At 32.6% G+C, this 26,883-nt stretch carries 33 protein-coding genes; 4 read left to right on the top strand and 29 right to left on the bottom strand.

From position 1 onward, the window contains the following. The first annotated feature begins 68 nt into the window (after positions 1-68). Positions 69-1,340 carry a zincin-like metallopeptidase domain-containing protein gene (locus ACE3SE_RS01195; protein ID WP_374553428.1) on the top strand — a complete coding sequence of 424 codons (1,272 nt, stop codon included), beginning with the start codon at positions 69-71 and terminating at the stop codon, positions 1,338-1,340. Between the two features lie 25 nt (positions 1,341-1,365). Here ACE3SE_RS01195 and ACE3SE_RS01190 read toward each other — a convergent pair whose 3' ends face one another. The 7 genes from ACE3SE_RS01190 to ACE3SE_RS01160 form a co-directional block, all read right to left on the bottom strand. Then, positions 1,366-1,704, bottom strand: coding sequence for a hypothetical protein (locus tag ACE3SE_RS01190; protein ID WP_374553426.1), 339 nt, complete (start codon positions 1,702-1,704; stop codon positions 1,366-1,368). Positions 1,705-1,707: 3 nt separating this feature from the next. Next, entirely contained in the window at positions 1,708-2,355 is a 648-nt protein-coding gene (locus ACE3SE_RS01185) for a hypothetical protein (protein ID WP_374553424.1), read from the bottom strand. Positions 2,356-2,365: 10 nt separating this feature from the next. Further along, entirely contained in the window at positions 2,366-2,662 is a 297-nt protein-coding gene (locus ACE3SE_RS01180; RefSeq protein WP_374553422.1) for a hypothetical protein, read from the bottom strand. Positions 2,663-2,748: 86 nt separating this feature from the next. After that, on the bottom strand, positions 2,749-3,705 hold the full coding sequence (locus ACE3SE_RS01175) for a hypothetical protein (protein ID WP_374553421.1): 957 nt from the start codon (positions 3,703-3,705) through the stop codon (positions 2,749-2,751). A gap of 98 nt (positions 3,706-3,803) precedes the next feature. After that, positions 3,804-6,209 carry a TraM recognition domain-containing protein gene (locus ACE3SE_RS01170; protein WP_374553419.1) on the bottom strand — a complete coding sequence of 802 codons (2,406 nt, stop codon included), beginning with the start codon at positions 6,207-6,209 and terminating at the stop codon, positions 3,804-3,806. 15 nt (positions 6,210-6,224) lie between these two features. Continuing rightward, positions 6,225-7,301 (bottom strand): hypothetical protein, encoded by a 1,077-nt coding sequence (locus ACE3SE_RS01165; RefSeq protein WP_374553418.1) that lies wholly within the window; start codon positions 7,299-7,301, stop codon positions 6,225-6,227. A gap of 26 nt (positions 7,302-7,327) precedes the next feature. Next, entirely contained in the window at positions 7,328-7,711 is a 384-nt protein-coding gene (locus tag ACE3SE_RS01160; RefSeq protein WP_374553416.1) for a hypothetical protein, read from the bottom strand. Between the two features lie 96 nt (positions 7,712-7,807). On the opposite strand from ACE3SE_RS01160, the gene ACE3SE_RS01155 reads away from it, so the two are divergent. Continuing rightward, positions 7,808-8,536, top strand: coding sequence for a hypothetical protein (locus ACE3SE_RS01155; protein WP_374553415.1), 729 nt, complete (start codon positions 7,808-7,810; stop codon positions 8,534-8,536). 32 nt (positions 8,537-8,568) lie between these two features. On the opposite strand, the gene ACE3SE_RS01150 is transcribed toward ACE3SE_RS01155, so the two are convergent. The 11 genes from ACE3SE_RS01150 to ACE3SE_RS01100 form a co-directional block, all read right to left on the bottom strand. Beyond that, the gene (locus tag ACE3SE_RS01150; protein ID WP_374553413.1) at positions 8,569-10,683 is read right to left on the bottom strand and encodes a hypothetical protein; all 2,115 of its coding nucleotides are present in this window, start codon (positions 10,681-10,683) and stop codon (positions 8,569-8,571) included. Positions 10,684-10,743: 60 nt separating this feature from the next. Then, complete coding sequence (locus tag ACE3SE_RS01145) at positions 10,744-13,215, bottom strand: type IV secretory system conjugative DNA transfer family protein (RefSeq protein ID WP_374553412.1); 2,472 nt, start codon at positions 13,213-13,215, stop codon at positions 10,744-10,746. Between the two features lie 43 nt (positions 13,216-13,258). Beyond that, the gene (locus ACE3SE_RS01140; protein WP_374553410.1) at positions 13,259-13,504 is read right to left on the bottom strand and encodes a hypothetical protein; all 246 of its coding nucleotides are present in this window, start codon (positions 13,502-13,504) and stop codon (positions 13,259-13,261) included. A gap of 108 nt (positions 13,505-13,612) precedes the next feature. Then, a complete protein-coding gene (locus ACE3SE_RS01135; RefSeq protein ID WP_374553408.1) occupies positions 13,613-14,014 on the bottom strand; it encodes a hypothetical protein in 402 nt (133 codons plus the stop codon). After that, the gene (locus tag ACE3SE_RS01130) at positions 14,004-14,228 is read right to left on the bottom strand and encodes a hypothetical protein (RefSeq protein WP_374553407.1); all 225 of its coding nucleotides are present in this window, start codon (positions 14,226-14,228) and stop codon (positions 14,004-14,006) included. The genes ACE3SE_RS01135 and ACE3SE_RS01130 overlap by 11 nt, the downstream gene beginning before the upstream one ends. 2 nt (positions 14,229-14,230) lie before the next feature. Next, positions 14,231-14,521: a hypothetical protein gene (locus ACE3SE_RS01125; protein WP_374553405.1), complete on the bottom strand. Its 291-nt coding sequence runs from the start codon at positions 14,519-14,521 to the stop codon at positions 14,231-14,233. Between the two features lie 476 nt (positions 14,522-14,997). Next, complete coding sequence (locus ACE3SE_RS01120) at positions 14,998-15,324, bottom strand: type II toxin-antitoxin system RelE/ParE family toxin (protein WP_374553403.1); 327 nt, start codon at positions 15,322-15,324, stop codon at positions 14,998-15,000. Then, positions 15,324-15,587 carry a type II toxin-antitoxin system Phd/YefM family antitoxin gene (locus ACE3SE_RS01115; protein ID WP_374553401.1) on the bottom strand — a complete coding sequence of 88 codons (264 nt, stop codon included), beginning with the start codon at positions 15,585-15,587 and terminating at the stop codon, positions 15,324-15,326. Before ACE3SE_RS01115 ends, ACE3SE_RS01120 begins: the two co-directional genes overlap by 1 nt. 298 nt (positions 15,588-15,885) lie before the next feature. Further along, complete coding sequence (locus tag ACE3SE_RS01110; protein ID WP_374553399.1) at positions 15,886-16,230, bottom strand: hypothetical protein; 345 nt, start codon at positions 16,228-16,230, stop codon at positions 15,886-15,888. Positions 16,231-16,409: 179 nt separating this feature from the next. Further along, positions 16,410-20,234 (bottom strand): ATP-dependent DNA helicase, encoded by a 3,825-nt coding sequence (locus tag ACE3SE_RS01105; RefSeq protein ID WP_374553398.1) that lies wholly within the window; start codon positions 20,232-20,234, stop codon positions 16,410-16,412. Positions 20,235-20,248: 14 nt separating this feature from the next. Further along, positions 20,249-20,560: a hypothetical protein gene (locus ACE3SE_RS01100; protein WP_374553397.1), complete on the bottom strand. Its 312-nt coding sequence runs from the start codon at positions 20,558-20,560 to the stop codon at positions 20,249-20,251. Positions 20,561-20,913: 353 nt separating this feature from the next. On the opposite strand from ACE3SE_RS01100, the gene ACE3SE_RS01095 reads away from it, so the two are divergent. Together ACE3SE_RS01095 and ACE3SE_RS01090 are read left to right on the top strand one after the other, a co-directional pair. Beyond that, positions 20,914-21,471, top strand: coding sequence for a hypothetical protein (locus tag ACE3SE_RS01095; protein WP_374553395.1), 558 nt, complete (start codon positions 20,914-20,916; stop codon positions 21,469-21,471). 1 nt (position 21,472) lies between these two features. Next, positions 21,473-22,240: a hypothetical protein gene (locus tag ACE3SE_RS01090; RefSeq protein WP_374553393.1), complete on the top strand. Its 768-nt coding sequence runs from the start codon at positions 21,473-21,475 to the stop codon at positions 22,238-22,240. A 25-nt stretch (positions 22,241-22,265) separates the two neighbouring features. Here ACE3SE_RS01090 and ACE3SE_RS01085 read toward each other — a convergent pair whose 3' ends face one another. The 11 genes from ACE3SE_RS01085 to ACE3SE_RS01035 form a co-directional block, all read right to left on the bottom strand. Continuing rightward, positions 22,266-23,102, bottom strand: coding sequence for a nucleotide-binding protein (locus ACE3SE_RS01085; RefSeq protein ID WP_374553391.1), 837 nt, complete (start codon positions 23,100-23,102; stop codon positions 22,266-22,268). After that, a complete protein-coding gene (locus ACE3SE_RS01080; RefSeq protein WP_374553389.1) occupies positions 23,095-23,274 on the bottom strand; it encodes a hypothetical protein in 180 nt (59 codons plus the stop codon). Before ACE3SE_RS01080 ends, ACE3SE_RS01085 begins: the two co-directional genes overlap by 8 nt. Before the next feature lie 63 nt (positions 23,275-23,337). Then, positions 23,338-23,685, bottom strand: a complete 348-nt coding sequence (locus ACE3SE_RS01075) for a hypothetical protein (protein ID WP_374553387.1) — start codon at positions 23,683-23,685, stop codon at positions 23,338-23,340. Positions 23,686-24,001: 316 nt separating this feature from the next. Beyond that, positions 24,002-24,229 carry a hypothetical protein gene (locus ACE3SE_RS01070; protein ID WP_374553385.1) on the bottom strand — a complete coding sequence of 76 codons (228 nt, stop codon included), beginning with the start codon at positions 24,227-24,229 and terminating at the stop codon, positions 24,002-24,004. 14 nt (positions 24,230-24,243) lie between these two features. Continuing rightward, positions 24,244-24,525 carry a hypothetical protein gene (locus ACE3SE_RS01065; RefSeq protein WP_374553383.1) on the bottom strand — a complete coding sequence of 94 codons (282 nt, stop codon included), beginning with the start codon at positions 24,523-24,525 and terminating at the stop codon, positions 24,244-24,246. Continuing rightward, the gene (locus tag ACE3SE_RS01060) at positions 24,518-24,847 is read right to left on the bottom strand and encodes a hypothetical protein (RefSeq protein ID WP_374553382.1); all 330 of its coding nucleotides are present in this window, start codon (positions 24,845-24,847) and stop codon (positions 24,518-24,520) included. The genes ACE3SE_RS01065 and ACE3SE_RS01060 overlap by 8 nt, the downstream gene beginning before the upstream one ends. A 12-nt stretch (positions 24,848-24,859) precedes the next feature. After that, a complete protein-coding gene (locus ACE3SE_RS01055) occupies positions 24,860-25,147 on the bottom strand; it encodes a hypothetical protein (RefSeq protein WP_374553380.1) in 288 nt (95 codons plus the stop codon). A gap of 130 nt (positions 25,148-25,277) precedes the next feature. Further along, positions 25,278-25,592, bottom strand: coding sequence for a hypothetical protein (locus tag ACE3SE_RS01050; RefSeq protein WP_374553379.1), 315 nt, complete (start codon positions 25,590-25,592; stop codon positions 25,278-25,280). 58 nt (positions 25,593-25,650) lie between these two features. Further along, positions 25,651-25,872 carry a hypothetical protein gene (locus ACE3SE_RS01045; RefSeq protein WP_374553377.1) on the bottom strand — a complete coding sequence of 74 codons (222 nt, stop codon included), beginning with the start codon at positions 25,870-25,872 and terminating at the stop codon, positions 25,651-25,653. Positions 25,873-25,923: 51 nt separating this feature from the next. Continuing rightward, positions 25,924-26,178: a hypothetical protein gene (locus tag ACE3SE_RS01040; protein WP_374553375.1), complete on the bottom strand. Its 255-nt coding sequence runs from the start codon at positions 26,176-26,178 to the stop codon at positions 25,924-25,926. 125 nt (positions 26,179-26,303) lie between these two features. Continuing rightward, positions 26,304-26,750, bottom strand: a complete 447-nt coding sequence (locus tag ACE3SE_RS01035) for a hypothetical protein (RefSeq protein ID WP_374553374.1) — start codon at positions 26,748-26,750, stop codon at positions 26,304-26,306. Positions 26,751-26,883 lie beyond the last annotated feature (133 nt).

The raw sequence follows: 26,883 nt of genomic DNA, 5'->3' as shown, positions 1-26,883 counted from the left end.
TCAATAGATTGATTTGATTTTCTCAAAATAAATGTTATATATATTTATTATTACAAGGAGAAAATAAAATGGCTTACAACAAAGATTATGAAAAAAAAGACCATGAAGCTGAACTCATTCAAAAAATAAATGATAGATATGTTCCACTTCTAAAAGATTATCTAAGTATGATTGAAGATCCAAACCAAAAAGACAATTGGAATAAACCTTGGTTGACTATGGGAAGTCCTGCGATGAATCCAGTAACAGGAACAATCTATGGTGGAATAAATTCATACTTATTAGATAGTTCCAAAGCAAACAATGGTGATAATCGTTGGCTATCATTCGTTAATGTAAAAATGATAGATGATAAAAGAAAAGGAATTTTGAGTGACAAAGATAAATTAGAAGAATATAGAAATTCAGATAAATATAATGCAGAAACTTACAAAGAAATGGTAACAAAAATTGATGAAAGAATTACTGAACTTGAGAACTATGGATTACATGACATCAACAAACCATTTCATGTGAAGAAAGACATGAAAGGTGAAGCTGTTTATAAAGCTATTCAAGTATTTGCTTCAGGTGGTAAAGGTGCATCTGAAGAAGCTGATGTTGAACTAGATGGTTCTGATGAAGGCGGTGTAGGTGTGAAATCCTGGTGGAAACATGCCTACTCAGGAACAGTTTTTAATGCTTCTCAAATTGAAAATATTTCCCCTCTTCCTGATCGTGGAATGGTGCATAACCCAATAGAAGCTGCTGAACAACATGTTCAAGCAATGGTTGCTAAAACAGGATTGAAGATTGAAGAAGGAAACTCTGACAGGGCTTTCTTCCGTCCATCAGAGAACAAAATTGTGATGCCTGCAAAATCTGCATTCAAAGACATTACTTCTTACTATGACACTCTTCTTCATGAAATCGCCCACTCAACAGGTGAAGCTCTTGGCCGTGAAAAAGGTAAAGCATTTGGTGATGACTTGTATTCTCGTGAAGAACTTGTGGCTGAATTAACAAGTGTGATGATGTCTAGAGAACTTGGCATTCCTCACAATCCTATGTGTGATAAGAATCATGCTGCCTATATGAAGTCCTGGTTGAGTGCCATTGAAGGGAATGATGGTAAGAAGAATGAGAAATTACTTATGCAAGCCATGACTCAAGCATCACGCTCTACAGCCTATCAAATGGGTATCAATCAAGAATTCCAGGCTGAACAGTCACTTGATAGAAGCATGAAGAAAGAAGTCACTCAAACAGTGGAAAAACCTAAAGCTGTTGAAGTTGTGAAACCTGTTGAAGAACAGAAAAAGAAAATACAAAAATCAAACAGTGCTGAATTATCAATGTAAAAGAAAATCCCCAATCGGGGATTTTTTATTTGGTGTTGAGTTGTTTTTCAAATCTGACTTTTCTACATTTAGTGTATGTGTGTAAAACATTATTATATGAAGTCTCGTTTGGAATGAAGCCAAGTTTTGCTGCTGCTGCTTGTATGGCAATACCAACAACTTTTTTATTTGGTGAAAACTCATACATTCCTGTCTTCTTGTTGAACCAACAATAAAATGAACTGAATTCATTTTTATCTGCATCTTTTGTTTTTAATAACTGCACTGCATGTATTTGTCCTGTTCTAGAAAAATAACCATCTACCATTTTTAGAACTTTCTTTTCAAAGTCATTTAGTGCTTTCATCAAATCATTTTCTTCCATATTTTATTTTCCTTTCTTTTTCATTTCATAGGCTAGTTGTTGTTGTTGTGCTTGTTGCAATATTTTTGGAATAGCTTGTTCATTATCTTTGTTTCTATACTTGTTAATTCTAGCAACCATATCAGCATCAAGTTTGTGAATGAAGCTTGGATTAATAGAAACAACTGAACTCCAAAATTGCTCACTCTTCTTCAAGTAATCAGGAAAGTGTTTGAATAGTTCTTCATCTGCAACAGATATGTAAGCTAAAACTCCTTTCTTGCATTTATCCTCATCGGTCATATACAGAAATGTTCTTCTGTTATTGAATAGACATGCTGAAATGAAATCAGCACTTTTAATCTCTTCAGGAACATGAAGATAGTTGTATGAGTTATTTCTTACTGCATACAATGAGGTTATTGGGTCATATTTGTTTTCTTCATCCAATGATAAATAATTGAAATATGATTCCATTTTTTCAAAATATCTTGCATCTTCATGAAGAAGTGATTTTTCAGCAACATGATTTCTTAAGTCATCTGCTGTAAAGTCCAATAATTTAAGTTTTCTTATTGGTTTCTCTTCTACAATTTCTTCTATCTCTTTTTCATGTTCTTGTGAGTCAATATTTAATTGACTGATTCCACCTATTCCACCTAGTAGTAACATAATCTTCTCCTTAATTCACATCTACACTAAATACCTCTGAAATTTTTCTTCCTCTGAAAAATTCATAGCAAGACCAAATTGGAAGTGTTAGCAACAATGCATCAGTCAATAATAATAATTCATTATCTATGCCGACATATTTTAAGTATGCCCAAACTTCCAATAAAACAAATATTGCCAAATCAACTTTTACAAAAAACGATTTTTCTTTTTTCACATTCAGATTTAGCGGTTTCTTACTAATCCAAAATGGTATTGAAATTGCAACATAGGCAAATCCAAAAACAAAATTCCATAAATTATTCATACTTTCTCCTTTAATACTTAACTAATATACGAAAATTAAAAATCAAATCAAGATGTCACAAATTAAAAAAGCCCTTTCGGGCTCTTTTATTGTGCAAGTGCTGCATCATTTGTTTTGGTTTTTTGTGTTTGATTATTTTGTTGTGCTTGTGGTTTGGTGTATGCACTAGCAATCTTAGTTGCTCTTCCACTATCATCATAAGCAAAATACTTAACTACACCTGGCTTGATAACTTCACTACTTCCTTGTTTATCAAAATCTGCATCTGTTAAACCTAGTCTTGCTTTTACTATTTCATATCGTTGTGCAGGAACTTCATAATCACCTTTTTTGAAATCAAGAATTTTATTTGTTTCTAGTTTTCTCAAAACAACTTGGTCATCAGGAATATTTGGATTGGTATCTTTAGCAACTACAAAGTATTTGCCAACTGCAACTATTTCACCTTTGAAAAATCCACCATTCTTCCATTGTGATTTTCCATCTTCACCTTTAACTTCAGTTTTTGGAATTCCTTTACTGAATAATTTCTTACCTGCTGACATATCATCATTGATTGCAAAATGTGCAGTCATATCTAAAGTATCAATTTCTTCCTTAATGTCTTTCAAAGTATTTCTTGTGTGATTTATTTTTCTGTTTACTTCAATGGCTACCTTGTCATCTTTTACTGCATCAAAAGGAATGGCTATTGTGACATTCTGAACCTTCTGACTTGTATCAGCACTTTTTGAGTAACCTATGATTTGTCCTGGCTTGTTCTTGCCGGCAAGGTCAAAATAAGCATCATAGAAATTAGGAAGTGTTACCTCATATCTTCCATCTTTCTCATTCTTCACAACATTAACACCTTCTTTTTCACCTAAAGGAATAGGTTCTTGAATAGTTTCTTTTGGTGCTGCTTTTGTAGATGATTTTTTTGTTGTAGTTTTCTTGACTGTTTCTTTGATTTCAGCAACACCTTCAGTCAATAAATTTTGTTCCTGCTGATGATCTGAAATTGCTTCAACTACTTTTTTAACGGTATCTTTTATTTTTGGCATTTTATTTTCTCCTGTAATATATTAATCATTAATATATTGTCTAAAATAAATGTCAACAAAAAAGCCCCTTTCGGGGCCTTTGTTTTTATTGCTTTTGATTATTCAAAAACATTCCCTTTTTCATCAACTCCACGTGCCTTGATAACATCAACTCTAAAATAGCCTGCACGTTTAATTCTTGCTATGCAATATCCTTTGTTACTCAACAATTCAATTTCTTTGTGTGTCATCACTGGAACTGCATTTTCTCCAACTTTAAAGTATGTAGCAACAATCTGATCACCATCACCTTGTCCTTTTGCTGCTTTGAAAGCATCTTTAGTTCTGGTTGAAATATTTCTCTTGAATTTTCCAATTAAAGAATTTGAACCTGTTTTTCTCATTGAATGTGCATCAGGATGTGTAATATCAAACTCTGCACTACCTGCAATATTATCTGCTGTTTTATCAAAATCAATTGCTTGGTTAGACTTATTACTACTTCTGATCAAGTCAGTTTTACCGCATAAATCAATCATGGATTCAACAGATTCTTTATCTTCAACATAGAACCAAATTTTATGAGCAAAGTGTGTTTTGTATGCTTCTTTAAGTTCTTTACCTAATTTTTGGGTTAAACCTGCTTCAGTTTGAGTAGAACTAAAATAGTGCATACCTTGACTTCTGAATGTTGCTGCATTGGAAACCATGTATTCAGTCAAGATGTCTTGAGCTTCATCACAGATAAAATAAACACGTTTTTGAGTTGGGTCTTTCCACCATTTAGCATCTCTTTTACCAATTTCTTTCATCACTCTAGCGATAGCGAAACGAACAATAAGAATACCTGCTTTCTCATATTTTTTATTTACTTCAATACCAATCTTCTTGCCTTGCAAAATTGATGAAAGAAGAACATCACTCTTGATGGACATTGCCCATCCTAACAAGTCCTCTGCCTGGGTAAGCAAGCTGTTCCAGGTATCAACAGTGAATTCAACAGAAGAGTTGATACGGTCTTTACCTGCATTGCCCTTGTTCTTGATGTAATCAACACACTGTTTGATATACATAGCTTTAGCTGTTGGCTTACCTTTTGAATCTACTTCACCACTTCTAGCATGACACTCTAAAATCTGAATGATTTGATGTTTCTCTTCTGCATTTGGATCAGGGGTTTCAAGAATTTGAACACCAATATTTTTGTAGGTCATGAATGACTCATCATAACCATAGATTTCACTGAAACCACTCCAAGGCTTATCAGTAGCATTTGCAAAATGTTGAAGAACTTCAGGCTTCACATTTTTTGGGTCGGACATAGAAACAATCAAATCTTGAATTGCACCTGCATAGTAAAGGTTCAATCCACCTGCACTATCCCAAATGTCTTTCTTAGCATTAGTTGAACCTGTAACACTCAATATTTGTTCTGCTCTTTCTTCAGGACTCAAACCCTCTAAGATTGCAAAGTTTTTTGTTCTGTCAGGTGAAATGATTGCATCTAAAAGTCCATGTGGATTTTCTGCATTTCTAATTCCTAATTCTGAACATAATACTTGCTTACCATCCACAACTAACATTCCACAATCAGTATTGTAAAGTTGTTCAATGATACTTCTTAACATTGTTGTTTTACCAAAACCTGAGTTTCCAAGAATTTGAACATGACTTTCTTGAATATCTTTTTCAGAAATAACAACTGGTGCTCCTGCTACTGGTGCATTGGATTTGCCGTTTGCTCTGGCTCTACCTGATGCTGTACCTAATCTGATAAGTTTTGTTGGGTCTTTTATAGCAGCTTCAACTTGAAGGATTTTTTCACTATCTGTATAGAAGGCAGTATGTGTAAAACCTAAAGTATGTCCATGATTTAATTCTTGTTGTGCTAAATCTCTAGCTCTATCAATGTTGATTTTTTCATTGCATAAATACATATAGAAAACAGGTGAAATAAAACCAACAATCATTTCAACAAATTTTAAATGTGTATCAGAAACACCAAAATGATATGAACAAGCAATTCCACCTAATAGCACACCATTCTTTAAAATAGTTCTCCAATTGAAACCACTTCCATTTGTAGCAATTGCATAAACTATTTCCATAATAAAATACCATCCAAAAACCACTCCACCTAAAAGCAAAAATATAAACAAGAAAAGGTTGTTATTTCCAAAATTGCTTATACTTGAAAAATCATGAACACCTTTAAATAAAGTTCCTGTCATTAAAATACAATTTATAACCAAAGTAGCTAAAAATGCAGTCAATGGATAGAAGATTGTTTTTGTCATTGTAAAATAATCTTCTATTAAAACCATTCCTGAGAATAATTTTCCTGATGCTGTAAAAATTGTTCTATCAGAAGGTTCCTTTAAGTCTTCTGGAACATGTTGCCCATTTAATGCTCTTGAACCTTGTGTTAATTCAAGTGCCCAATTGATTGACTCTTCATGTGCTTTTGTTGGATTAAGTAATAATCCTAAAAATTTCCATCCTAGTGTTTTTCCAAAAATCTTCATATTCTTCTCCTTTAATTATAGTTTTCCAAGTTCTTCATTTACTTTATTTTGAATCTTCTCTGCATCAGATTGTTGAATAATCTTGTCAGCAACTAATTTTTGAACAATTGGTGTATCTTGACTAATCAAACCAACAAGACGTTTAGCTTGTGCATCATAATCATTACCAAGAATTTCTTTGTTATCGTTAATATCTTTAACAACAATTTCTAACTGTTTATTTACGAATACATCAAGAGTTCTTGCAGTGTTTTCTTTATTCAAATCATAGTTAGCAACCAATGATTTATTATTTTTCTCTAACTCATCCAAAGTGCCTTTAATTGATGCTAAAGCACTATCATGTTTAGCCAACTGCTCTTGTTGCTTCTGCTCATTAGCTTTTGCTTTGTCCTGGTAAACACCGTAACCATACTGTCCAACCATCAATGCAATAGTGCTAACAATCAATCCTTTCTTGATGCTTCCATAAAAAGGAACTTTGTCTTTTAAAACATTTTTCAACAAGGTAAATACTACTGAAGCAATAAACATGATGAATGTTGTTTTTCCTAATGCATTCATTTTTATAAATGACATTAATCCTATAGTTGAAAACGCTAAAGCTGAAGCTCCAAATAAAGCAACACCAAAAAATCTATTAACAAATTGATTTCTAAGGATCATCATTCTTTTTGTAACTGCAAGAATATATGTTTTGTTTATTGGATTATTTCTTGCTCCTTTTTTCATGATAGGCAAACATCTTGCTTTATCTGATTCTGTCCACCATGCCCATGCAGGAACAATTAAAGACTCAGAATTTCCGATAAAAGTAGTTGCTAAAAACTCTCTTATTTTTGAGACAGGACTTAAGAAATCAAAATGTGCTTCATTATAGGTTTTCTCATTTAATTTCTTCATTAAAGCCAAGTAATCAACATCATTTCTTTTATCCAAATCACCAACATATTTATAAGCATCAATTGCCTGCTGATTGAATTTGTCTGATTCTTTTTTTTGTTCTTCTTCCTCTTCAGCAAGAATTTCATCAATCAAATCATCAGCAACATCAACTTTCGCTTTATTAAATTTATCTGTTATTGCACTCATATCTTCTCCTTTAGTTTTATTTTTATTTACTGATTAAAGCTATCCAAATCACCAAATGGATTGTCTATGTCATCAATTTTTGTTGTTGGTGTAGTTGTTGGTGCTGCTGCCTGGATAGGTTTCACATCATCAGAGAAGTTATAGAAACCATGTGCATTTAATCTTTCAACAAGGTCTTGCTTGAATTCAATGCAGGACTTTCTTTCACTTTTACTTGTTTCCTCAAATTTCTTGCCTTTAACTTTTACTGATACTCTAAAGTTGCCATCTTTGTTCTGATAAACAGAAACAGTAAAGCCTTTGAATTTTTTGTCATTGAAGTAAATACCATTATATTTTTCTAAAAAAACACAGTCTTCTTTGAATGCTACAAGTTCAACAGCTAAATCACCTAAGTTTTTTATTTCCATTTTCTTTTCTCCTATTGATTAATAAAAATAATTTCATATACTCTTAAATATATATACAAAAATTAAATTCATAAGTCAACAAACAGGAGAATATAAATGAATGAATTAGATAAAAAATTACAAGATATATTATTATCAGAAGACAAGATTGGTTACATTGTTACCCAACTTCCAAACATTGAATCACAGAATGCTTTTTTGAATTATCTAAAAACATCTGGAACACGCGGGAATAGAGATTTAGAATTTTTATTTGTTCTCTATTATTTGAATGCAACTTCAGTCAATGAATTTGGTTCATTAATAAGAAGTTTTTTAGATGATCTTGATTTGAAGGTTTCAAGCATTGAAGAAAAAACCAATGCTCTTGAAGGAAAAATAGATGAGTTAAGTTTTGATTTTGAATTAAAAACAAAAAGTGCTATTGATAGTGGAATCAACAAAAGTATTGAATATGTCAATTCATTATCAAACTATGTTATTGAGTTATCAGAAAAACAATCCATTTCTGAAGAAGAAGTTCTACAGAAAGCAGCAAATCATGCAACAAAATTAATTGAGAGTGTTTTCAAAGGTGTAGATGAACGAATAGAAGCTAAATTACAAACACTTGATGCTAAAGCTGATGAAGCTGTTCTTGCTTGTTTAGCAAAACAACTTCCTGAGTCATCTATTCCTGCCATTAACTCAACTTACAAAAGAGTGAAGAAATTAACCGAGTCTTCACTATGGGAAAAAAATAAACTAATCCGTGATGTTGTAGTGAATGGCTCAACAATTTTAGGTGTCATGATTATTTACCATGTTCTTACAAAATTCTTCTGATAATAAAAAAGCCCCTTTCGGGGCTTTTCTGTTTATAAACCAATTCCTGTTTCTTGGTTAATTTGTTTTTTCTTTTTGTCATCAACAATATCAGGAAAGATTTTATCTCTAATACCATTCATGCTGCTCAAGATTTGCTTCTTATCATCACTCAACTCTGACTTTGGTTGAAGGCTTTTGATTGCCTGCATTTCAGCAGAGACTCCTTTACCTGGTTGAGTTGCTTGCAATTGCTGTTCCTTGGCTGCTTTGTGCTTTTGAGTAGTTTCAGCCCATATCTGCTTCATGCTCTTGGCCTTGCCACTATGGAATCCCTTCTCATCTTCACCAAACTGAACATCTAAAGGTTTAGTTCCATACTGACTCTGCATCTTCTCATCAGCACGCATGATGATTGCTTGAAGTTCAGGTGAGTAATCACTGAACCTTGCAGGCTGTTTCACATTACTTAAATTGACAGTGTGTGATTCCTTCTTCTCGTTGAATGGGTCAGCAAGTCTTGTTGTAGTAGCTGAACCAATGGAAGGATCAATAAGTTCATGCTTCCATGTCTCCCCTAACTGATTTGATTTGAAATCTCTGAAAGAATTTTGTGTTCTTTCTTTTTCAATATCACTTACTGATGTTTTAATTCCTTTGTTATGTTCAAAAGCAGGCTTAATTTCTTTTCTATCAAAATAAATATCTTTCTCAGAAGACTTTTCCATCATCTTGTAATAATTTCTTTCAAAGTTTGACTCAAGCTTGTTGGCAATCCTTGTTTCTTTATTATCAGTAATGGTTTCACCTTGATAAATTTTTCTTTCTTTATCAAACTCTTTATAAGCATTCATCCATTCTATTTTTTCATCAGCACTAATAGGAACTATTTTTGCATCTTTTTTATCAAGCTTTGAAGAATTAGGATTATCTAAAATAGATTGTGCTAATCTGTTATTATTTGCTCTGTCTCTTAAATTAAAATCAACTTGTTCAAACTTTTGTTTTTTCTCAACCATAGCAACGGCTTCTGGATTGAATTTTTGAACAAATTCCATTTCTGATTTCTGGTTTTTTTCCATAAAATCTTTTGAATTACCATAAGCAGCATTATTTCTTTCTTTTTCGTCAAAGTGTCCTTTAAGTGACTCTCTGTATTGATTACCCGTTTGTGTAGATAAATGAGAAAGGTGAGCACTTACAGAGTGTTCAAAATAATTGTTTGCCTGTTCAGGTTTGCGATTATCAAAAAATCCAACTGCATCTTTTCCATGTTGCATTTCATCATGGATAGCATTTTCTTTTTCTGCCATGTGCTTGTGCATGGCATTAGCATTGATTCTGTTATCTGTTCTAGCAATGGTTGACCATTTAGCTACATTACTTTCAACAACGAATTCAGGTGCTTCTTTTGCTTTAGGTTGTTTATCCTGTTCCTTCTGATGCATTTCTTGGAACACTGAAGATGACACACTAGCTTCTCTCATCATCTCAGGTGTAATGCTTGCCTTTGGTTGCTCTACGTGGTTGGTTGTTCCAGGTGCGGGTTCACTAGCATCATTAAATGTTGGTGCTTCAAAGTCAGGCTCTACCTGGGCAACAGTTGGTTTGCCACGTTTCACAGCAGCTTTAACCTCATCCTTGGCATTTCTGAATGGATTAGGTCTGTCTTGTACAGGTGCTTGTTGCTGTTGGGCCTGTTGGAAGAAAGCTGAAGCTCCTTGTGCTTCTGCAAGCATTTCAGCAGTAACACTACTTTGAGTTTCTTGTGTGGAATCTCTGAACTGACTGTTGACCTTCTGTATGTTAGCTTTCACCTTTGCTTTTTCTTCATCTTCTACTGAAGGTGTTCCAAAGCGAAGTTTTGTATTTATTTGGTTGATATTATTTTGAACTGTTGGCTTATCCAATGGCACATGTGCAGGTATGGAACCTTCATCATTCTCTATTGCTGAGAATTCATCAGAAAAAGTATCAATCTCTTCTTCAATAGGTTGTGCTACTTGTGATTGAACAGGTGCAACATATGGTTGTGGAACTTCAATATCTTCTCTGATTACAAGACTTTCAAAATCTTGGTCTTCAACAACATAGGTTTCAAATGGGTCATAACCCAATTCATCTTCATTGTTAATTTCATCTTCTATTTTCTTATTAGAAAAATCCATAGTATTCTCCTTTTTATGTACTATGGATTTATCTTACAAAAATATACAAATTAATCAATACTAAACGGATATCTTTTTATCTTCTTTATCTAATGATAATGCATGTTCTTTATTTTCAAATCTTCTTGCCAATTGTTCTCTTTTATGACTTTCAAATTTGAATTTGCTAGTTGTTAGATTTTTATATGGTGTAGCCATTGCTTGAGCCATACCAATCATTGTTGTAATTCCGTGTGAATCAAAAATACATTCAACAACTTTATCTTTTAGAACATCAACACATACATCATCAGCATCATCAACATCCATTAAATTATAGATTTTTTTATTTAACTCATTATTTTTATTGAACTCAAAAACTTCCAAATCTTCATCACTTGGCTCTTCGTCAATATTGGTTACAACTGCAACTTCACCATTATTTTTCTTAAGTTCTGCTATTTTTTGTTCAGCAAGTTTTTCCTGTTGTTCAAGAATTTTCTTTTCTCTTGTAGCATTCATTTCTGCAAGCTTTAAAGCAATACGGCTCTTTTCATCATATTTGAATATATTTGAAGGTCTGATAAAGATTGGATGATTATCACTTCTTTCCTTTAATTCAGCCCAAGGTTTTTCAAGTATGAATGCATCAGGATGCCAAGATGGTTTGTAGAAATAACGAATACCAACCTTCTCATTTCTTTCCATCATTGCGGTGAGTTGTGCAGGGATAACGACCTTTTCAGTGTGTGTTTGCCAATTGCCTGACTTGTTGACTCCGTCTGCCTGGTAGCTGATGGACTCATGCCACTTATCTACATCTCTATCACCTAGACGGTCACATATGGTCTGAAGTGTTTCACCTGTCGCACCACAACAGACAAAGTTACATGTAGTACCAAGCCATCCATTCACATCTTCTTTTGTGTAGTGCTTCCACAATTGGTTGATGTCCTGAACTGCAATGTATCCTGCCCATCCTGAAGAACGGCCACGGTCAATCAATTTGTCAAAAATTGGCATGTTGTTCTGATTCACTAATTTTCCTGGTTGATGTGCTTCATCCATGATGAATGTTCCAACAGGTTTTTTTGCATCAGATAGTTTTCTTGGACTATCAATAAATGTAATTAAGTATGAAAGTATTAAACTAATAAATGGCTTAGAAATTGTTTCAACTTCAGCGTTTGGATAAAGAAAAAGAACTTTCACTTCATAATCAGGATCAGTCATGAAACGTTCCAATGATATTTTTCTAGCATTAGTATTTTTTGCAAGATATTTTGCTACACCATTAAACATTTCTGATTTAGCAAACATGTTTATCATGATACCTGCTGTTGTCACATTTTGTTCTAATGAACCATCTTCATTTAATTCACCAACTAATCTTCTTGCTTCTGGATAAACTTCAAAAATTGCATAAGCAATGTCTTTATTACTTGCAAGTAAAAGTTGAGCCATATCTACAAAACCTGCATCAGTTTTTCCATCTGGTCTTCTGAATGCTTCTTGTAGATAAACAATCAATCCTCTAGCTACTGCTTGTGCCGCATCAGTCCACATTGAGCCATTGCCAGATCCATCAGGTGGTATCAATCCTGAAACTACTGCTGAAAGCAATCCTGGGCCATCTATGTCATTGAAAATATCAGGAACACTAGACAACATGTCAGTGAAGTCAATCAAGGCATGTGCAGGATTGTTTGGGTCAAAGAATGCATTAGCAAATTCACGTTTAGGGTCAAGAATGACTGTTCTCATGCAATTTGCCATTGATGCTCTAATGTGAGATTCAAGCCACTGAGATTTACCTGAACCTGTAGTTCCAAAAATTAATGTATGTGTTCTTCTATCGTTTTCACCATAACTTAGATGGTGAGATATGCGAGCAAACTTTGCATATTCACCATGCTTTGATGATCTTCTTTCAATAGCTTCACCAAGAATTCTTTCTGCTTCCGCAAGTTGATGAACCTTTGCACCACGTCTATGAATAATCTGTTCAGGATTAACCTTTTGATTCATTCCTGCTTTAAAGCCCTTGTAGCTTGCCCACGGTGCAACAACAACACCAACAACCAAACTTATAATTGCTCTAATAACAACTGCATTACTATAGTTTGTTCCTGCTTGTGTTTTTAATTTATCAAGGTAAATCAAATAATTTGGTATTGTGTAATTGTATCTTTCAGGCATTGCCCAATGTAATGCAACATCAAACCAATTATATAAATGCTGAAAATAATTTCCAGTAATTCCACCCTCAATCCAGGGTATAGGTCTAGGAAAAATAGGAACATCAATCATCCATAATAATGCTGTAATTCCAAAGAAAGTTGCTATTCCCATTCCTGCTGTATAGTAAATAACATCATCTATATAGACTACAAGTTTTGAACCATCAGGTAATGGTGCTTTACTTGAACGTGTTCTATATAAAATTTGCTTTGGTTCTCCATTTTCTTGATTGATTTCAACACCTTTTTGGTTCTTACCAAGTATTGAATCAATGAACAAAGCTGTTTTAGTTAGCTTAAATTCTTTCGCCATAAATTCATCCTTTTATTATTGTTATTGTTTGGATGAACCATGATTAAATTAATTGTGTAGCAACAAAATAAACAACACCTAAAGCACCTGCTGCAACAACTCCACCAAAGTTATCAACTAATTTTCCAAATAATTTTGATAATTTGGATTTAACAGGAACAATGTGTTCAACTTCTTCATATCCATCTAACAATAAGCCATTGTTTTCTTCTAAATTTTTTATGTATGCTGCAAGTGCAACTGCTGCTTCTTCGTCTGTAACGATTTTTTTGATTTCTTGTGTGTTCATGATTTTCTCCATTTAGTTAGTTTATATAATAATGTTATGATATTGATTTATGTTGTCAATAATACTTTTTTTAATTAGATATCTTATACAAATAAAAAAAGTCACTTCTCAGTGACTTTTTATTTTCTTCCTCATGAACCTGCCCATGTTGTTTCTGTTTGCATTTCTTATTTTTTCAAATCTTCTTGGCTTCATTGCTAGGAATTTACTTTTCACATAATAAAATACTTCTGATTTGAAACACTTATTAAATCTACTGAATTCATCAACTGAATGAGTGTCAAACACAAAATTAAATATCACATCGCCTTCATCAAAAACTCTTACTGAATACAAGGGAAAGACTTCATCTATCACTCGTAAATCATCATCATTAAATACTTCTATTTTTTCTAAAGTTGCTTTTATCTTCAACAGTCTAGTTTTTTTATTGAAATACCTGATGTATTTTTTGAATGTATCTTCTTCTAACTCCGCCTTCATCTTTTCATATGGTGTATTAATCCTCATTCCCTTTCTCCTGGTCGTGAAAGATTTTTGCTAAGAATGCTGCCAACACGATTAAGCAACATCCTAAACCAATCATAAATTTGAATATAACCATCAAGAATCCAACAATAGACATCCCAACAACCAATTTGTGATTGAAATAATCTTCTTTTACTTTTTTAACTTCTTTAACACCAATAACTTCTACGGTCATTTCTTTTTTTCCCTGTTTCATTATTATTCTCCTATGTAAATAAAATCACCTTCAACTCTTGAATTGATGATTTGTCTGTTTTCTTCAAGTATTTTAAAAACATCTACTGCTAATCCATCCAAACTTGCTGCTGATTTAATAACAGTAAAATTCAATCTTGGAAAAATCTTTGCAAGTCCTGAAATGAAAAAATTATTGCTTGGCTCATACTTCATCAAGTTGTATGTGGTTTGAACTTCAGTGTTGATAACAACAATTGCATAGCCTGTTTTTTCCAAAAGTTTATTGTGTTTTTCAAAATCCAATTCTTTCATAAATCTTCCTTTTATTTAATTTTTGTATATATAAGTTATACGAAATTTTTATTAAAAACACAATAGGCAAAAAGATTTTGGATATCTTAAAAATGAAAAGAAAAATCTTTATCTAAACTTGTCTAGGGTGACTAGGGTTGTCAAGGGTGGAAAAAAGTTCACCCTTGACACTGGAAAGCCTTGTTAATTAAGACTTTATAAATAGTTGTCAAGGGTGACTAGGGTAAAAAGAGAAAAATAATGTGTACGAGAATTGTTTTTATATATTCTTTGTTTTTTGTGTTTAATACATATATGCACATTTATATATATAAAGTTGGTTAGTTCACCCTAGTCACCCTTGACACTTCTCTTTCAGGTCAAGTAAATCAATTGTTTCCGCTGTCAAGGGTGGAAAAAATTCACCCTAGACAACCCTAGACAGACAAGTTCACCCTAGACACTTTGAAATAAAAAAAGCTCCTTTCGGAGCTTTTTCATGATTTCAGTATTCTTTTTTCTAAATGTGTTCTGAAATCTTGCCTAGTGTGAATGAACATATGAACTATAACTTTTTCATCATCAAACTCATAAATTACTCTTGATTGTCTGACTAATGTTTTTCTGAATTCATTCAAACCTAGATTTTCAAGTTCTTCAATAAAACTTCCAATCTCAGGATTGTTGCCTATTTCTTGGATTGTGTTCTTGAATTCCTGATTTACTTCTTCCCAAACATTATCACCAAATTCTCTTTTTACATACTTTCTTATTTCTCTGAAATCTGCCTTGGCAATATCAAGGATAATAACTTTTCTTGTCATTATTCTTTATCCATTTCAGAGAAAAAAGCATCAGCTTCTTGATACTTACCTTCTTCAAATTCTTTTCTTCCAATGGAAATCAGCTTGAGAAGTGCCATTGTTTCTTGTTGCTTCTCATACTCATGGATGTCCATCACAACCATTTTTGCTTCACCATTCTGAGTGATGATTAACGGCTCAGGATTGGTTGCAAAGTCCTTGATGATTTCAGCAGCATTAGACTTCAGGTAAGAGATTGGCTTGATTTGTGCAGCTAGTGACATGGTGGACTCCTTTCGTAGCAACAGACTAAATATAGTCCAAATTTGTACTTGCGTCTACTGTTTTGCTCTCTTCCAGGTTGTTCTACCTGGTGCGGATTTGCTCAAAAAAGTAGCACACCTTCAGGAAGGCACTTTCTAGGCTCTACAGCAACACGGAACACTTTTTGTACCATTACCATGTCCGAGTGTGAGAACGTCGCTTGTAGGTGGGTTCTAGCGGGTCGTTTTTTGGTGGAAAACTCAATTTAATATGTTTTGAAATGCAAAATAGAAAAAAGCCCTAATGGGCTTAATTTCTTTATTTATCTTCATCAGGTTCATCATACATTCCATCACAATCAAGCATGATGTCTTCTTCTAGTGTGTTCATTAAACTGTATGACTCATAGAACTTCATCTTGCACCAACAAGACACATCTGCTGCTGTCTTCTGAAACTTCGCGTAGGTGCAGTTCAAACAAGCTAATCTCTGTGGTGGTTGTGGTTCATCTATTGGTATATTGTTGATGACTCTGCTTGTAGAAACCACTCTGATAACTTTACCTTCTTCATCCTTCAAGACTTCAGGTTTTTTCTTTTCTTCTTCGTTGGCTAATTCTTCAATTATTTGTGAATCATTTTTATTTTGTTTAATTTTTGGCATATTTTCTCCTTTAGTTTTAATTATTATATGAAAATATGATTTATAATCAATAGTTGTTATTGACTTTATTAAATAATTATCTTAATATCTAATTACTGTTCATGATTATTCCTATCATAATCTGTAGAAATACAGATAAAGAAAAAAGCCACTGAAAAGTGGCTTTTCTTTTTTCATCATCACATTGATAAACCATCGTCTTTTTGAATTTGTCTTTTCTTTTTAAGTTCTTCAAATGATTTTGGTTTTTCAACTTCAACTTTCTTGACTTGCTCAGTTGTTTTATTAACTTCAGCAACTTTCTGCACTTGTTGAGTTTTCTTATCATGTTTACCATGCAATTCTTGGTTAGCAACTTGTTTTTTGATTTCTTCAGGAACTTCAACATCAGTTGAAACTTTCTTGATTTTATCAGATAACATTGCTGCAATACCTGATTGTAAGAATGCACTGTTTTTCTCTAATCCTCTGCATTTTGCAGTTAAGTCTTCAGCTACTTCAATGGCTCTATTCAATGAGTCAAGTTCAGGATTTATTTCTTTGGTGACATATCTTTTATGCATATCAATCAAATCTTCTTTTCCATTCTCTCTCATGAATTCACTTTTTATTAGTGAGTAGTCACTTTGAACTCCAAATAGTTTGCACAGTAATTTATTTCTAGTAACAAGCACATTAAATATTTCCTGACAATTTATGCTTGAACTTTCTAAGTTGCCATACACTGAGTTGATAGACATGCCTTGCGATTTATTAATTGACATTGCATAACCTAATCTTGTATTTGTTAAATCATCAATGATTTTCTCTTTACCATTATCAAAAGAAACAACAAGAGAACCATTAACAATTCCTTTTACTGTGCCAATATCACCATTTGAATATTGTTCAATATTATTATTTGCTTCAAGAATAATTCTGTCACCAACATAAAATCTTTCTTTGTCGTTTTCTAAGTATTCACCTGAGATTTCACCACGGATCAATCTCTTGTCCTGGGCGATGTTGTTCAAGCGGTCAATGGTGCTGTTCAAGGAAGTAAGCATTACTTTTTCTTTGAATGAGTTCATATCATCAAGATATTCAGTAACCATTGCTTCATACTTTTCTGCTGAGGTTACAAACTTTTGGACTCGTCCTTCTGCCTCCATGATGTCAAGTCCACCTGTTCCTTGCTCATTAGATATGTGTGAACCTTCTCTCTTGATGGCATTCACTACTTCATCACCATCACGATATACATCAGCAAGTGCTGTTGCTCTTGCAACTTTCAAACCTACTTCATCATTTTTCTGTCTTCTGATTTCTGTTAAATATTTGATGTTAGGTTGAATTCTTTCATCCTTGGCAAATGCTTTTAATGTGTTACCTGCTGCAACTGAAGCAATTTGATTGTGATCGCCTAAAGCAACAATTTTTGCTCCGTTTAGATTGGTTAAAAGGTCATTCCAATGGCGAGTGCCAACCATAGAACTTTCATCTAAGAAAATAACATCATTTGGTGTAAGTTTTGTTTTTCCATCTTTAATATCAATAAGAAGCTTGTCTAAAGTGTATGCATGATTAACTGATGTTTCATCATTTAATGCACCTTTTACTTTACCCATTATTGCAACACCAAAGGTTCTATAACCGTAGGCATTGGCTATTTCAGTGGCTTTTGAAACTGCAAAAGTTTTACCGGCTCCAGGTACACCAATCGCAATTGTTGCTTGTTTTGGGTCAAAGATAGCTCTGATGAAATCAAGCTGTTCTGCTTCTGGTTTTCTTCCTTCAGGTGAGTTATCAAGGATTTTCTGTATCTCAAAGTCCATACGGTTATGAACTCTTGACTTCCAAACACTGTTAGATGCAGTAGCCATCATCTGAACATTTTCATATTCTTTCTTCATCAACTCAAATGTTGTGAATTTCTCTTGTCCTTTTTCATCTGCACCTGTTGAAACAATAAGACCTTTATCTTTCCATTCTTGAATTTTTTGTTTTGTTAAATTTTGAGCATTAACACCATGCCCAATACGTGAAAGTTCAATATCTAACTGAGCTTCAGAAAAGAATGGTGAAGTATTGGTTAATTTATTGATTAAAGTTTTGTCTGATTTATTGATGAAAAGAACACCAATTTTGTCATTCTTCATCTTCAATCCAAATTCTTTAGCAGTCTTATTTATCTCCAAATCCTTGAATGATTTAGCTTTCTTTTCTTTAGGTGCTTTAATCATTTCCCAAACATATTTTCTATGTTTATTTGATTCCAAATCCTTAATTTGAACTGAATAATCTTTGTTCAATTGGAATGCCTCAGATTGTTTGTCTTTAATTTGATTGCTTACTTCTTTTTTCTTTTCAATAATGGCTAATCTTTCAGCAACAATATCATCTCTATTTTGTTCACTTTTATTGCATTCCCATTTATTTTTAAGAACTTCTCTTTCTTCCCATCTAGTTTTTCCTGTTTGTTCATCTTTTATAGGAACTTTGACTATAACAGGCACTTTTCCAAGGTGAGTAAGTTCAATCTTTTCACCTGGTTGAGCCTTGCTTGTAGCGATTGCTTCATTAAGTGCTTTACTCCAAATGGTGTGTTCAGTGCCATAGTCATCTTTACAGGTAACAAAATATGAATTTCTGTTTTCACCTTCTTTTTTAACTTCACCTTCTTTTAATGGTAATTCACCTGAACCATGCTTAACTAAAATTCCCCATTTTGTATTTTCAGGAAGTTGTGATTTTAAGTTTTGAAGAATTTCTTTTTTCTCATCAATTTGAACATCAAGTGATTTGATTTCTAATTTTAATTTTTCAATATCAGCATCCAAAGCCTGTCTTTTTATTTCTACTTTTTGGAATAATGTAAGTTTTTCTTGAGAAATATGATCATCAATCATTTCTTTTGCTTTTGTGGATAGCTTGATTTTTTTCAATGACTCATCATCATAAGCAATTCTCCAATCTGCAATTTCTGCATTCTCATCACCTTCCATGATTGATTTACCTTTTTTGTCATAGGCTTCAATTGGATAGGTATCACCAAAAGCTTCTTGCCATTTCTGAACAAGACTACTTTTTCTCATCATGTCTAATTTTTTATGAAAATCTCTTTCTTTGATTTCAGGAATTTCAATAGCTTTAATTTCACCATTTGGCAATTTAACTAAATTTGGCACACATAAGTGAATGTGTGAAAATGGTAAATTTTGACGTGAGTCGTTGTGGTAAAACATGTAGTAACCTGTTTTGCCTTCATTTCCTGCATAGTCACTAAGATACTGCTTAAACATTTTTTCATATGCTTCTTTTGCACTATCCATCATGATTTGTTCTGCAACTTTTCTTTGTTCTTCAGTCATAAGTGCAATTGCAAAACTGAATGTATGGTCTTGAGTCAATACAAACTCAATACCTGTTTTTCTTTTTTGTTGAACCACTTCTTTTACATCTTCAGGTTTGAACTCAACCTTTTTGCCTGATTTACTAATGTAATAACCACGTCCTGCATCCTTCTTCGTGATGTTGATGTAGTAGTTCTGTTTATCAGCAACACACTGAACACCATCCCTTGTTTTGATGTCTGTTGGCTTGAAGGTTATCTTTTCATCATCATTCATGTAGTAGCCATTCTTGATGTCTTCCTGGGTGAGTTCGTGGAACTTGGCATCAGGATTTGGCACTGAATAGATGGTTCTGTTGACTGGTTTCACATGTGGCTTGGTTCTCTTGTCTATACCAAGTTCAAGGTTTGAAATGGTCACAAGATTGTCTTCTGATAAAGCTCCTGTTAAACCATACTCATCAAACAATTCTCCACCTGCATATGTGTATCTCTGTAATGCATTTTCAGGAACATAAAGTTCAGAGTCTGCATTTGCTTCAGCCATGATGTCAGCAGAGTTGTATTTTTGTGCTTGACTCATGCCGTTCTCTTTAATTTCTGCAAGTTGATCAAGAAGATATTTCTTGTTATCAAAACCTACCATCCAATATTTATTTATTATTCCTAACATATCTCTACCTCTTATTATCTTCTTGTTATTGCTTTTGTTAAAACATCAGTAAGTTTTTCTATTGCATCTGTTTGAGCATTTATTTTTTGCTCTTGTAGCTTGACTGTTTTAAAAAGACTATCAACAAGTAATCTATCTTGTTTTCTTTGCTCAGTCATGGCTTGAACTAAAACCTGCAACTCTTTAATTTTTTCCAATTCTCTTTCTGCAATCTTCAATTCACCATTCTTATTATTTCGTTTTAAATCTGCATGATGTTGATTAAATGTTTTTCCTGCTAACTTTGCATCCATGAAGAATTCATCTTCTACTTTGACTACTTTCATATTATTTTCCTTTTATTTTAGTTTTTTCTTCTGTCTACTTATAACAAAATAAAAAGAAAATGCAAGAGTTACCTTGCAAAACCATTAATAAACACGAGATAAGCCCACGGCAACCCAGAACATGTTCGATTAGTTCTTTATCTAATTTTTAAATGAAAAACATTAAAAAAATTACACAAGGAGACAAAAAAGTACAGGTTCTTAATAGGTTATTAATATGCTCTTAGTCAATCATTAATTGACTCTTATACATTCATTAATAAGTCATTAGTCATCTATTATGTTATTCATTACAATATATTGACTTTATTGTATTATTTTCGTATTGTTTAATAACAATATGGAGAAATAATATGAATGAAAATGAAGTTGATGATTTTTACAAGAAAATATGTGAAAGGAAGTTATTGGTTGCAAAACAAAAGGGTGTGACAAATGTTTCTTTTGTTTTGGAATTGATTTTCAATGAACTGATGGGTGAGTTTATTACTGCATGTCGTTTAAGGAAGTTATCGTTTTATAGGGAAGTTGCAAATCTTCTTTGTAGTAATGGTTATGAAGTTAATGAATCAACTGTTGGTTTGTATATTCGTAGAATTAAGAAAAAAAAGAATTATATTGATGAGTTTAAAACTGAAGACTTGGATGATGATTTGTGCAAAACATTAGAAGGTAATGTTCAAAACATCTTGCAAGAAAACATAAATCAGTCAATAGACTCTGCTATCGACTTAAAACTTACTAAATATTTAAAGAAATACATCAATCAATGGGATAGAGAAGTTCAGCCATTGTGCAAGATGTATGGCATCAACTATATAAACTTGATTTGTGATGCATTAAGTAGAAGTGGATTTGATGTTTCTGATAGAGCAAAGGTTATTACATACATAAGTCGTGCAAGGGGTTAATATGGTTTCATTTGAAGACAAGATAAATAATAAAAAGAGTCAATTGGTTGCAATTGGCGATAAGAACTTGTATTTCTTTCTTGAAAAGAACTACCAAAGCCTTGTCTCTGAATTGAAGCCTATAACTCGTTCATCAAAAACATCGTTCTATAAGTTGGTGTGTGAAATGTTGCATGAAGAAGGGTTTAGTAATGCAACTGTGAATATGGTTAGTGTCTATATGAGTGCCATCAAGAGAAAAACACTTTCCCCTTCTACTGTCATTACCCGTATGGACGACATAACTAGCCATATAGACACAACACACAAGGGCGATAGCTCCCCTGTTCAACCTGGTGGTGATGATGTTCCAGGTTCAGCCGTTACTCCTATGCCTGACAAGGTGGTTAAAGCCCCTGTAGTGCAAGAGAAGAGTCAAGGTGTAGGTTTGGTGGTGTCCTCCCCTGAAAGCTCAGAGAGAGGTGTTTCTAGGGAATGGTGGGATGATGTAGCTCAATCTCTAGGTGTGGAAATCAAGCAAGTTCCATCTGGTTTCAATTGGAATGGTGTTGATGCTAATCTATCTTATCAAAAAGATAGAGAGTATTTAAAAGAATATTCTGATAATGAATTATTATTATTTGGTCATGTTCTATACAATGCAAGAAAAAACAAATTACCAATGAAGAAGATTTTTAAAGCAACAGATTTCATAATAAAAGAACAAGGAAACATTGCTTTTGAATTGATGACTAAAGCTATCAGCATTAAAACAATAAACATAAATTAAAAGCCCCTTACGGGGCCTTTTTTTATTACTCTTCAACAATTGGATTATCTAAGTATTGTTCTATAAGATTTTCTGCGTCAGCATTATGTTTATTTAACATTCTTCTAATATTGGTTGCATGATTATTTAAGTTGCTCATTGCATCGCCAAGATTAGTTACTTCTAATAAATCTTTCATTAAGCCACTATCATCAAAAGAACCTTTCATTTCAACCTCTTTGAAGTTAAATCTTGAGTCATTTTTCATTAATTCAATGAACTGGTCTTTTTCATATAAGTTCATTGTTTTTTCAAGTGATGCTTCATTATCGCCCATGAATCCGGTATTAATGATAGAAACAATTTTTATTGGATGAACCATTTCTTCTTCATCAATTCCTTTAGTCCATGAATAAACTGTGTTAAATGTTCTGACACACTTATCATTTGAAATTGGTATTGAAAACACAACATCTGAGTTACTTAAATCATCTGTGAATGACAATATAAATTCTGAAATACTTTTTAATCCTGATACAGACTCTTCAGCTTTATTTGCAGGAAGATCAATAACAACAAAATCAGCTTCAACATCAGAAGCATTAACAATTTTTGCTGCTTCTTTTTTAAGGTCTAATTTTATGCATCCAGTAAATTGATCATCATCAATGATATTCCCCTTGGCATCTTTAGTTTTATTTTTCTTGTAGTTTGAGTATTTATTTGAAGGATCAGCATCCCAAAATGCAACCTTGAAACCTTTTTGTCTTAATTTTGAAACCAATTTATCAGCACTTGTAGATTTAAGAACTCCACCCTCAAGGCTCACAAAAATAACCACTTGTTTTCTATTTAATGCTTTATTTAATTTGAATTTACTCATTTTCTTCTCCTTTAGTTTTATTTGTAAATTTTTCATATTCATTTTTTAATGCTAGTCTTATGACTGCTGCTTCACTCATTTTGTATGCTTTTGATAATTCATACATTATTGATGCTGAAGTCTTGCTTGTGCGAAAAAAGAATGATTTTCTATTTTCTTTTTCATCTTCCATAATAATTTCTCCTTTTACTTTATATATATACAAAAATTAAAAGAAGAAATCAATATATACAGATTAATTATTTGCTCTTTTTGCTCCCAATACTGAAAAGCAAAAGTTTCTTTCTTTGAATTCAAAGCCAACTAAATCTTTAATGTCATCATCAGACATGTAATCAAAGTCTTCTTCCATTTTTAAGATTTCAGAATTTGAATAACCTTCTTCTTGTAAGAAGATGATGTAGTTAAGCACTTCTTCTCTTTCAACACGTCCAATCATTTGTTCAAATTTTTGATTGACTGATGGTGCTGTTGCTCTTGGTGTGTTCTCAATGATTTCTTTTTTTACCAATTGAATATTTTTTAAACCTTCTAAAACTTCTTGTGATAATTCAACTGTTGCTAAGTATTGTTCTAATTTCATAATTTTCTCCTAGTTATTATTTTATGATTGATTGATTAGTTGTTTTTGATTGCTACATAAACGTCATGGATTGCATCAGCAAAAGCCCAAAATGTTTTTACAATTCTGTCAAAACCTAATAATGTTAAACCGATGATTGCTAAAATTAAAAATATCATTTTCTTCTCCTTGTTTAATTTTTGTATATACTTATATTAAAACAGAAAAAATGCAAAACACAATAGGCAAATACAAAAATATTTAATTATTTTCAAAGACGATATCTTTTGTTAATTACAAAATAAAAAAGACTTCTAGATGAAGTCTTCTTTTGTGCTTAGTTATCAGAGTAATACATAAATCGTAAATGCTCTTGTAGTTCATCAAGTTCTTTCTGAGTGATTGCCTTGTATTCTTTAATTACTTCTTTTCTATCATCTTCAGACATTTCAGAATTTAATAATGGCAAGTAGTATTCATCAATAACTGCTCTTGGATTTCTCCATTCTGAATAATCTCTATATGACAATGAAGGATAGACAAATTCTTTTAATATAATATTCATAGTTTTTCCTTTATTTAGAAGTTAGGGCATAAGCCAAATTGTGCTGCATTTTTAAAATGTCTTTTATCTTCTGATGTATCTCTATTGAACTCAGAAATTGCGATTTCATAGCAATCTTTGATTGACAATTCCCATACTCTTGCAGCTTGAAAAACTGCAATGAATTCATTCAAAAAGCCTTGTTCTGATATTTCTTGTAGCTCATTGCTTGGGTAGATGCAGTGAAGATATTGTTTGATTTCTTTTTCTGCTTTTTTCATTTCAACTACTGAAAATAGTTTTTTAGTTTTACTCATGATTTTCTCCTTTATTATTAGTATGAGTGTTGGTAAGTAAGCTCCAAAGCTTGAGTTCTAGTTCCTGGTCGTTCTTCTTGAACATGAACCTTGTCCTTGGATCGTTGTATGTGATGGTTGGGTATCCATCATCAAAATGAACGGTGTAACCATCGGCGCCGTTGTGCTTCATCTTCCCTTCTGAAGACACATAGGGCTTCAAGAAACGGGATCTGATGGTGTTGTTCCTGGTGGTAGTGGTATGAGTCCAGTCAGTGCCATCTATGGCTGCTGTAGTGAATCTACGGACTACCTGAAGGATGGTGTTGATGTCATGGGTCATGCTCATCATCCTTTAAGCTCTAGTGGATTCTTGGATGATGAAATCTGCTGCCTTTTGTGCAATCTCTTTTTCTGAACCTTGCACAAGGAAAGTGACTGATGTGTCTTTCTTAAAGTAGATGGTAAGTATTGAAACACTTCCAAAATGAACTACTACTTGTCCTTCAAATACTTCTTGGCTGTTTGGTTGATAGTCCCATTCCTTATTAAGTGTGTTTGTTATTCTCAACATTCCTTTGGTGTATTTGCAAGCAAAGATGACTTTCAATAATTCATGGTGATTGATGTTCATGTTTTTCATTTTTATTTTTCCTTAATTTATAATTATATATTACGAAAAATAAAGCAAAACACAATAGATTGATTTATTAATGGATATCCTTATTTGAAAAAAAAGACTTCTCTAGGAAGTCATTTTTATTTGTAGATTTTCATATCTTGTTAGGTTTTTGTTTGGTAGTAGTTTTAACTAGGTTCTTCTCTAGTTTGGCAACAAGGATTGCTTTCTGTAGCACTTGGTAATGCTCATAGTCATCAGTGAGTTTTAACCTGGCGGGCACTCCATTGGTGATAGCTTCAAGGACTGCATCCAGGCTGTACATCTTCATATCTACCTTGAAATTTTCACAACCTACTCTTTCTCTATGGATGAATTCAGGATGTGGAAAATGCTTTTTTATGTGTTTATCAGTGAAGATTTTTTTGAGTGTGCTTAATGTGATGTATTTTTTCTTTGGTTGAGTCATGATTTTTCTCCTTATAGTTATTTCATGATGGATAGCAAAAAAGGGGCAATCCCCTTTCTTATGGTAAATTTTTATACTTTACTTCTGATACTTGGATTCCATAATATCTTTCCCATTTATTAACAATACGTTTTTCTTCCTTGTTAAATTTTTCATAGAATTCTTTTTTATCTGAAAACATCATGTCTTGATATTTTTCTAGATGTTCAGGATGGATTTCTATTGTGATTGTGATTTTCTTGTCTTCTTTAAGCATTTCATGGCATTTAATTATTTTCATTTTCTTATCCTTATTGTTTTAGTTTTTAGTGAAAAGGGGTTCCCCCCTTTTTTATTTGTTTAACCAATCATTCAATCCATTGGTTTTAGCTTCTTCTAAGATGGCTGTGTATTTGTCAATTTTTCCATCTTCTCTTTCCCATCTTGAAACGGTGTACCATTCTCCATCTTCACAAGCATTATCAAATCTAAAGTTTTTTCTTCCCTCTGCTGAGATTTCAACTTCATAGATTGAGAAGCCGGTGTATGCATCAGGATAAATGCTGTTTTGGTTATATACTTTGATTTTTACGATTTCGGTTTTCATTTTACTTTTCCTTTTAGTTATATAATAAGTATAATAAAAATAATGCAAAGCACAATAGCAAAAACAAAAGTCGATATCTTTTGTTTGATAAAATAAAAAAAGACTCTTGCGAGTCTTTTCATTTATTAGGAGTTTTGTTTATTTTTCTCAACAACTCCATTTAGATAGTCATTGATTCCATCTAAAAACACATTAAGAGCATCATCAACTGAAGAAAGGAAGAAGTGTTTTTCATACACATACCCAGATTTGCTAATTAGATCAATTGTTATTTGGTCTTTTTGAAATGATCTATCGTAGTAATATTTGAAGGATAAAGTATAGCAATCAACTTTAGTATCAATAGTGATGTCTAGTGTGAAAAAATCATAGTCATTTTCTTCCATCACTCTATAGTCTCTTACAAAGAACATTACATGCTCTAATTCATCAACATATAATGCATCATGTTCAATTTTGATTAATGTTTTAAGTAATGCGATTTGATAGCTTTTATCTGTAAGAGAAAAGAACTCTGTAGATTTGATGTTGTAGTTTCTATTTGACATATTGATTGTATAGATATTTCTCATTTTATTTTTCCTTTTAGTTATATAATAAGTATAATAGAAATAATGCAAAGCACAATAGAAAAAATAAAAGTCGATATCTTTATGATTGAATAATTATTTATTTTTCTTTTGGATTGATGCGGTAGCAAGAACA

The organism is Aquitalea pelogenes, assembly GCF_041914625.1.
GTDB lineage: Bacteria > Pseudomonadota > Gammaproteobacteria > Burkholderiales > Chromobacteriaceae > Aquitalea > Aquitalea pelogenes.
The sequence above is the reverse complement of the archived record's forward strand: the minus strand, read 5'-3'. Positions and strand labels throughout refer to the sequence as shown.

Bases quoted from the DNA above. Each gene is read 5' to 3' on its own strand.
- ACE3SE_RS01130 (WP_374553407.1), bottom strand. From the start codon at position 14,228: ATGAAACAGGGAAAAAAAGAAATGACCGTAGAAGTTATTGGTGTTAAA.
- ACE3SE_RS01070 (WP_374553385.1), bottom strand. From the start codon at position 24,229: ATGAATATTATATTAAAAGAATTTGTCTATCCTTCATTGTCATATAGA.
- ACE3SE_RS01135 (WP_374553408.1), bottom strand. From the start codon at position 14,014: ATGAGGATTAATACACCATATGAAAAGATGAAGGCGGAGTTAGAAGAA.
- ACE3SE_RS01160 (WP_374553416.1), bottom strand. From the start codon at position 7,711: ATGGAAATAAAAAACTTAGGTGATTTAGCTGTTGAACTTGTAGCATTC.
- ACE3SE_RS01035 (WP_374553374.1), bottom strand. From the start codon at position 26,750: ATGAGAAATATCTATACAATCAATATGTCAAATAGAAACTACAACATC.
- ACE3SE_RS01165 (WP_374553418.1), bottom strand. From the start codon at position 7,301: ATGAGTGCAATAACAGATAAATTTAATAAAGCGAAAGTTGATGTTGCT.
- ACE3SE_RS01040 (WP_374553375.1), bottom strand. From the start codon at position 26,178: ATGAAAACCGAAATCGTAAAAATCAAAGTATATAACCAAAACAGCATT.
- ACE3SE_RS01120 (WP_374553403.1), bottom strand. From the start codon at position 15,324: ATGACAAGAAAAGTTATTATCCTTGATATTGCCAAGGCAGATTTCAGA.
- ACE3SE_RS01115 (WP_374553401.1), bottom strand. From the start codon at position 15,587: ATGTCACTAGCTGCACAAATCAAGCCAATCTCTTACCTGAAGTCTAAT.
- ACE3SE_RS01075 (WP_374553387.1), bottom strand. From the start codon at position 23,685: ATGAAATTAGAACAATACTTAGCAACAGTTGAATTATCACAAGAAGTT.
- ACE3SE_RS01090 (WP_374553393.1), top strand. From the start codon at position 21,473: ATGGTTTCATTTGAAGACAAGATAAATAATAAAAAGAGTCAATTGGTT.
- ACE3SE_RS01085 (WP_374553391.1), bottom strand. From the start codon at position 23,102: ATGAGTAAATTCAAATTAAATAAAGCATTAAATAGAAAACAAGTGGTT.
- ACE3SE_RS01125 (WP_374553405.1), bottom strand. From the start codon at position 14,521: ATGAAAGAATTGGATTTTGAAAAACACAATAAACTTTTGGAAAAAACA.
- ACE3SE_RS01045 (WP_374553377.1), bottom strand. From the start codon at position 25,872: ATGAAAATAATTAAATGCCATGAAATGCTTAAAGAAGACAAGAAAATC.
- ACE3SE_RS01195 (WP_374553428.1), top strand. From the start codon at position 69: ATGGCTTACAACAAAGATTATGAAAAAAAAGACCATGAAGCTGAACTC.
- ACE3SE_RS01150 (WP_374553413.1), bottom strand. From the start codon at position 10,683: ATGGATTTTTCTAATAAGAAAATAGAAGATGAAATTAACAATGAAGAT.
- ACE3SE_RS01175 (WP_374553421.1), bottom strand. From the start codon at position 3,705: ATGCCAAAAATAAAAGATACCGTTAAAAAAGTAGTTGAAGCAATTTCA.
- ACE3SE_RS01060 (WP_374553382.1), bottom strand. From the start codon at position 24,847: ATGACCCATGACATCAACACCATCCTTCAGGTAGTCCGTAGATTCACT.
- ACE3SE_RS01190 (WP_374553426.1), bottom strand. From the start codon at position 1,704: ATGGAAGAAAATGATTTGATGAAAGCACTAAATGACTTTGAAAAGAAA.
- ACE3SE_RS01095 (WP_374553395.1), top strand. From the start codon at position 20,914: ATGAATGAAAATGAAGTTGATGATTTTTACAAGAAAATATGTGAAAGG.
- ACE3SE_RS01055 (WP_374553380.1), bottom strand. From the start codon at position 25,147: ATGAAAAACATGAACATCAATCACCATGAATTATTGAAAGTCATCTTT.
- ACE3SE_RS01145 (WP_374553412.1), bottom strand. From the start codon at position 13,215: ATGGCGAAAGAATTTAAGCTAACTAAAACAGCTTTGTTCATTGATTCA.
- ACE3SE_RS01050 (WP_374553379.1), bottom strand. From the start codon at position 25,592: ATGACTCAACCAAAGAAAAAATACATCACATTAAGCACACTCAAAAAA.
- ACE3SE_RS01185 (WP_374553424.1), bottom strand. From the start codon at position 2,355: ATGTTACTACTAGGTGGAATAGGTGGAATCAGTCAATTAAATATTGAC.
- ACE3SE_RS01155 (WP_374553415.1), top strand. From the start codon at position 7,808: ATGAATGAATTAGATAAAAAATTACAAGATATATTATTATCAGAAGAC.
- ACE3SE_RS01080 (WP_374553389.1), bottom strand. From the start codon at position 23,274: ATGGAAGATGAAAAAGAAAATAGAAAATCATTCTTTTTTCGCACAAGC.
- ACE3SE_RS01105 (WP_374553398.1), bottom strand. From the start codon at position 20,234: ATGTTAGGAATAATAAATAAATATTGGATGGTAGGTTTTGATAACAAG.
- ACE3SE_RS01065 (WP_374553383.1), bottom strand. From the start codon at position 24,525: ATGAGTAAAACTAAAAAACTATTTTCAGTAGTTGAAATGAAAAAAGCA.
- ACE3SE_RS01180 (WP_374553422.1), bottom strand. From the start codon at position 2,662: ATGAATAATTTATGGAATTTTGTTTTTGGATTTGCCTATGTTGCAATT.
- ACE3SE_RS01140 (WP_374553410.1), bottom strand. From the start codon at position 13,504: ATGAACACACAAGAAATCAAAAAAATCGTTACAGACGAAGAAGCAGCA.
- ACE3SE_RS01170 (WP_374553419.1), bottom strand. From the start codon at position 6,209: ATGAAGATTTTTGGAAAAACACTAGGATGGAAATTTTTAGGATTATTA.
- ACE3SE_RS01100 (WP_374553397.1), bottom strand. From the start codon at position 20,560: ATGAAAGTAGTCAAAGTAGAAGATGAATTCTTCATGGATGCAAAGTTA.
- ACE3SE_RS01110 (WP_374553399.1), bottom strand. From the start codon at position 16,230: ATGCCAAAAATTAAACAAAATAAAAATGATTCACAAATAATTGAAGAA.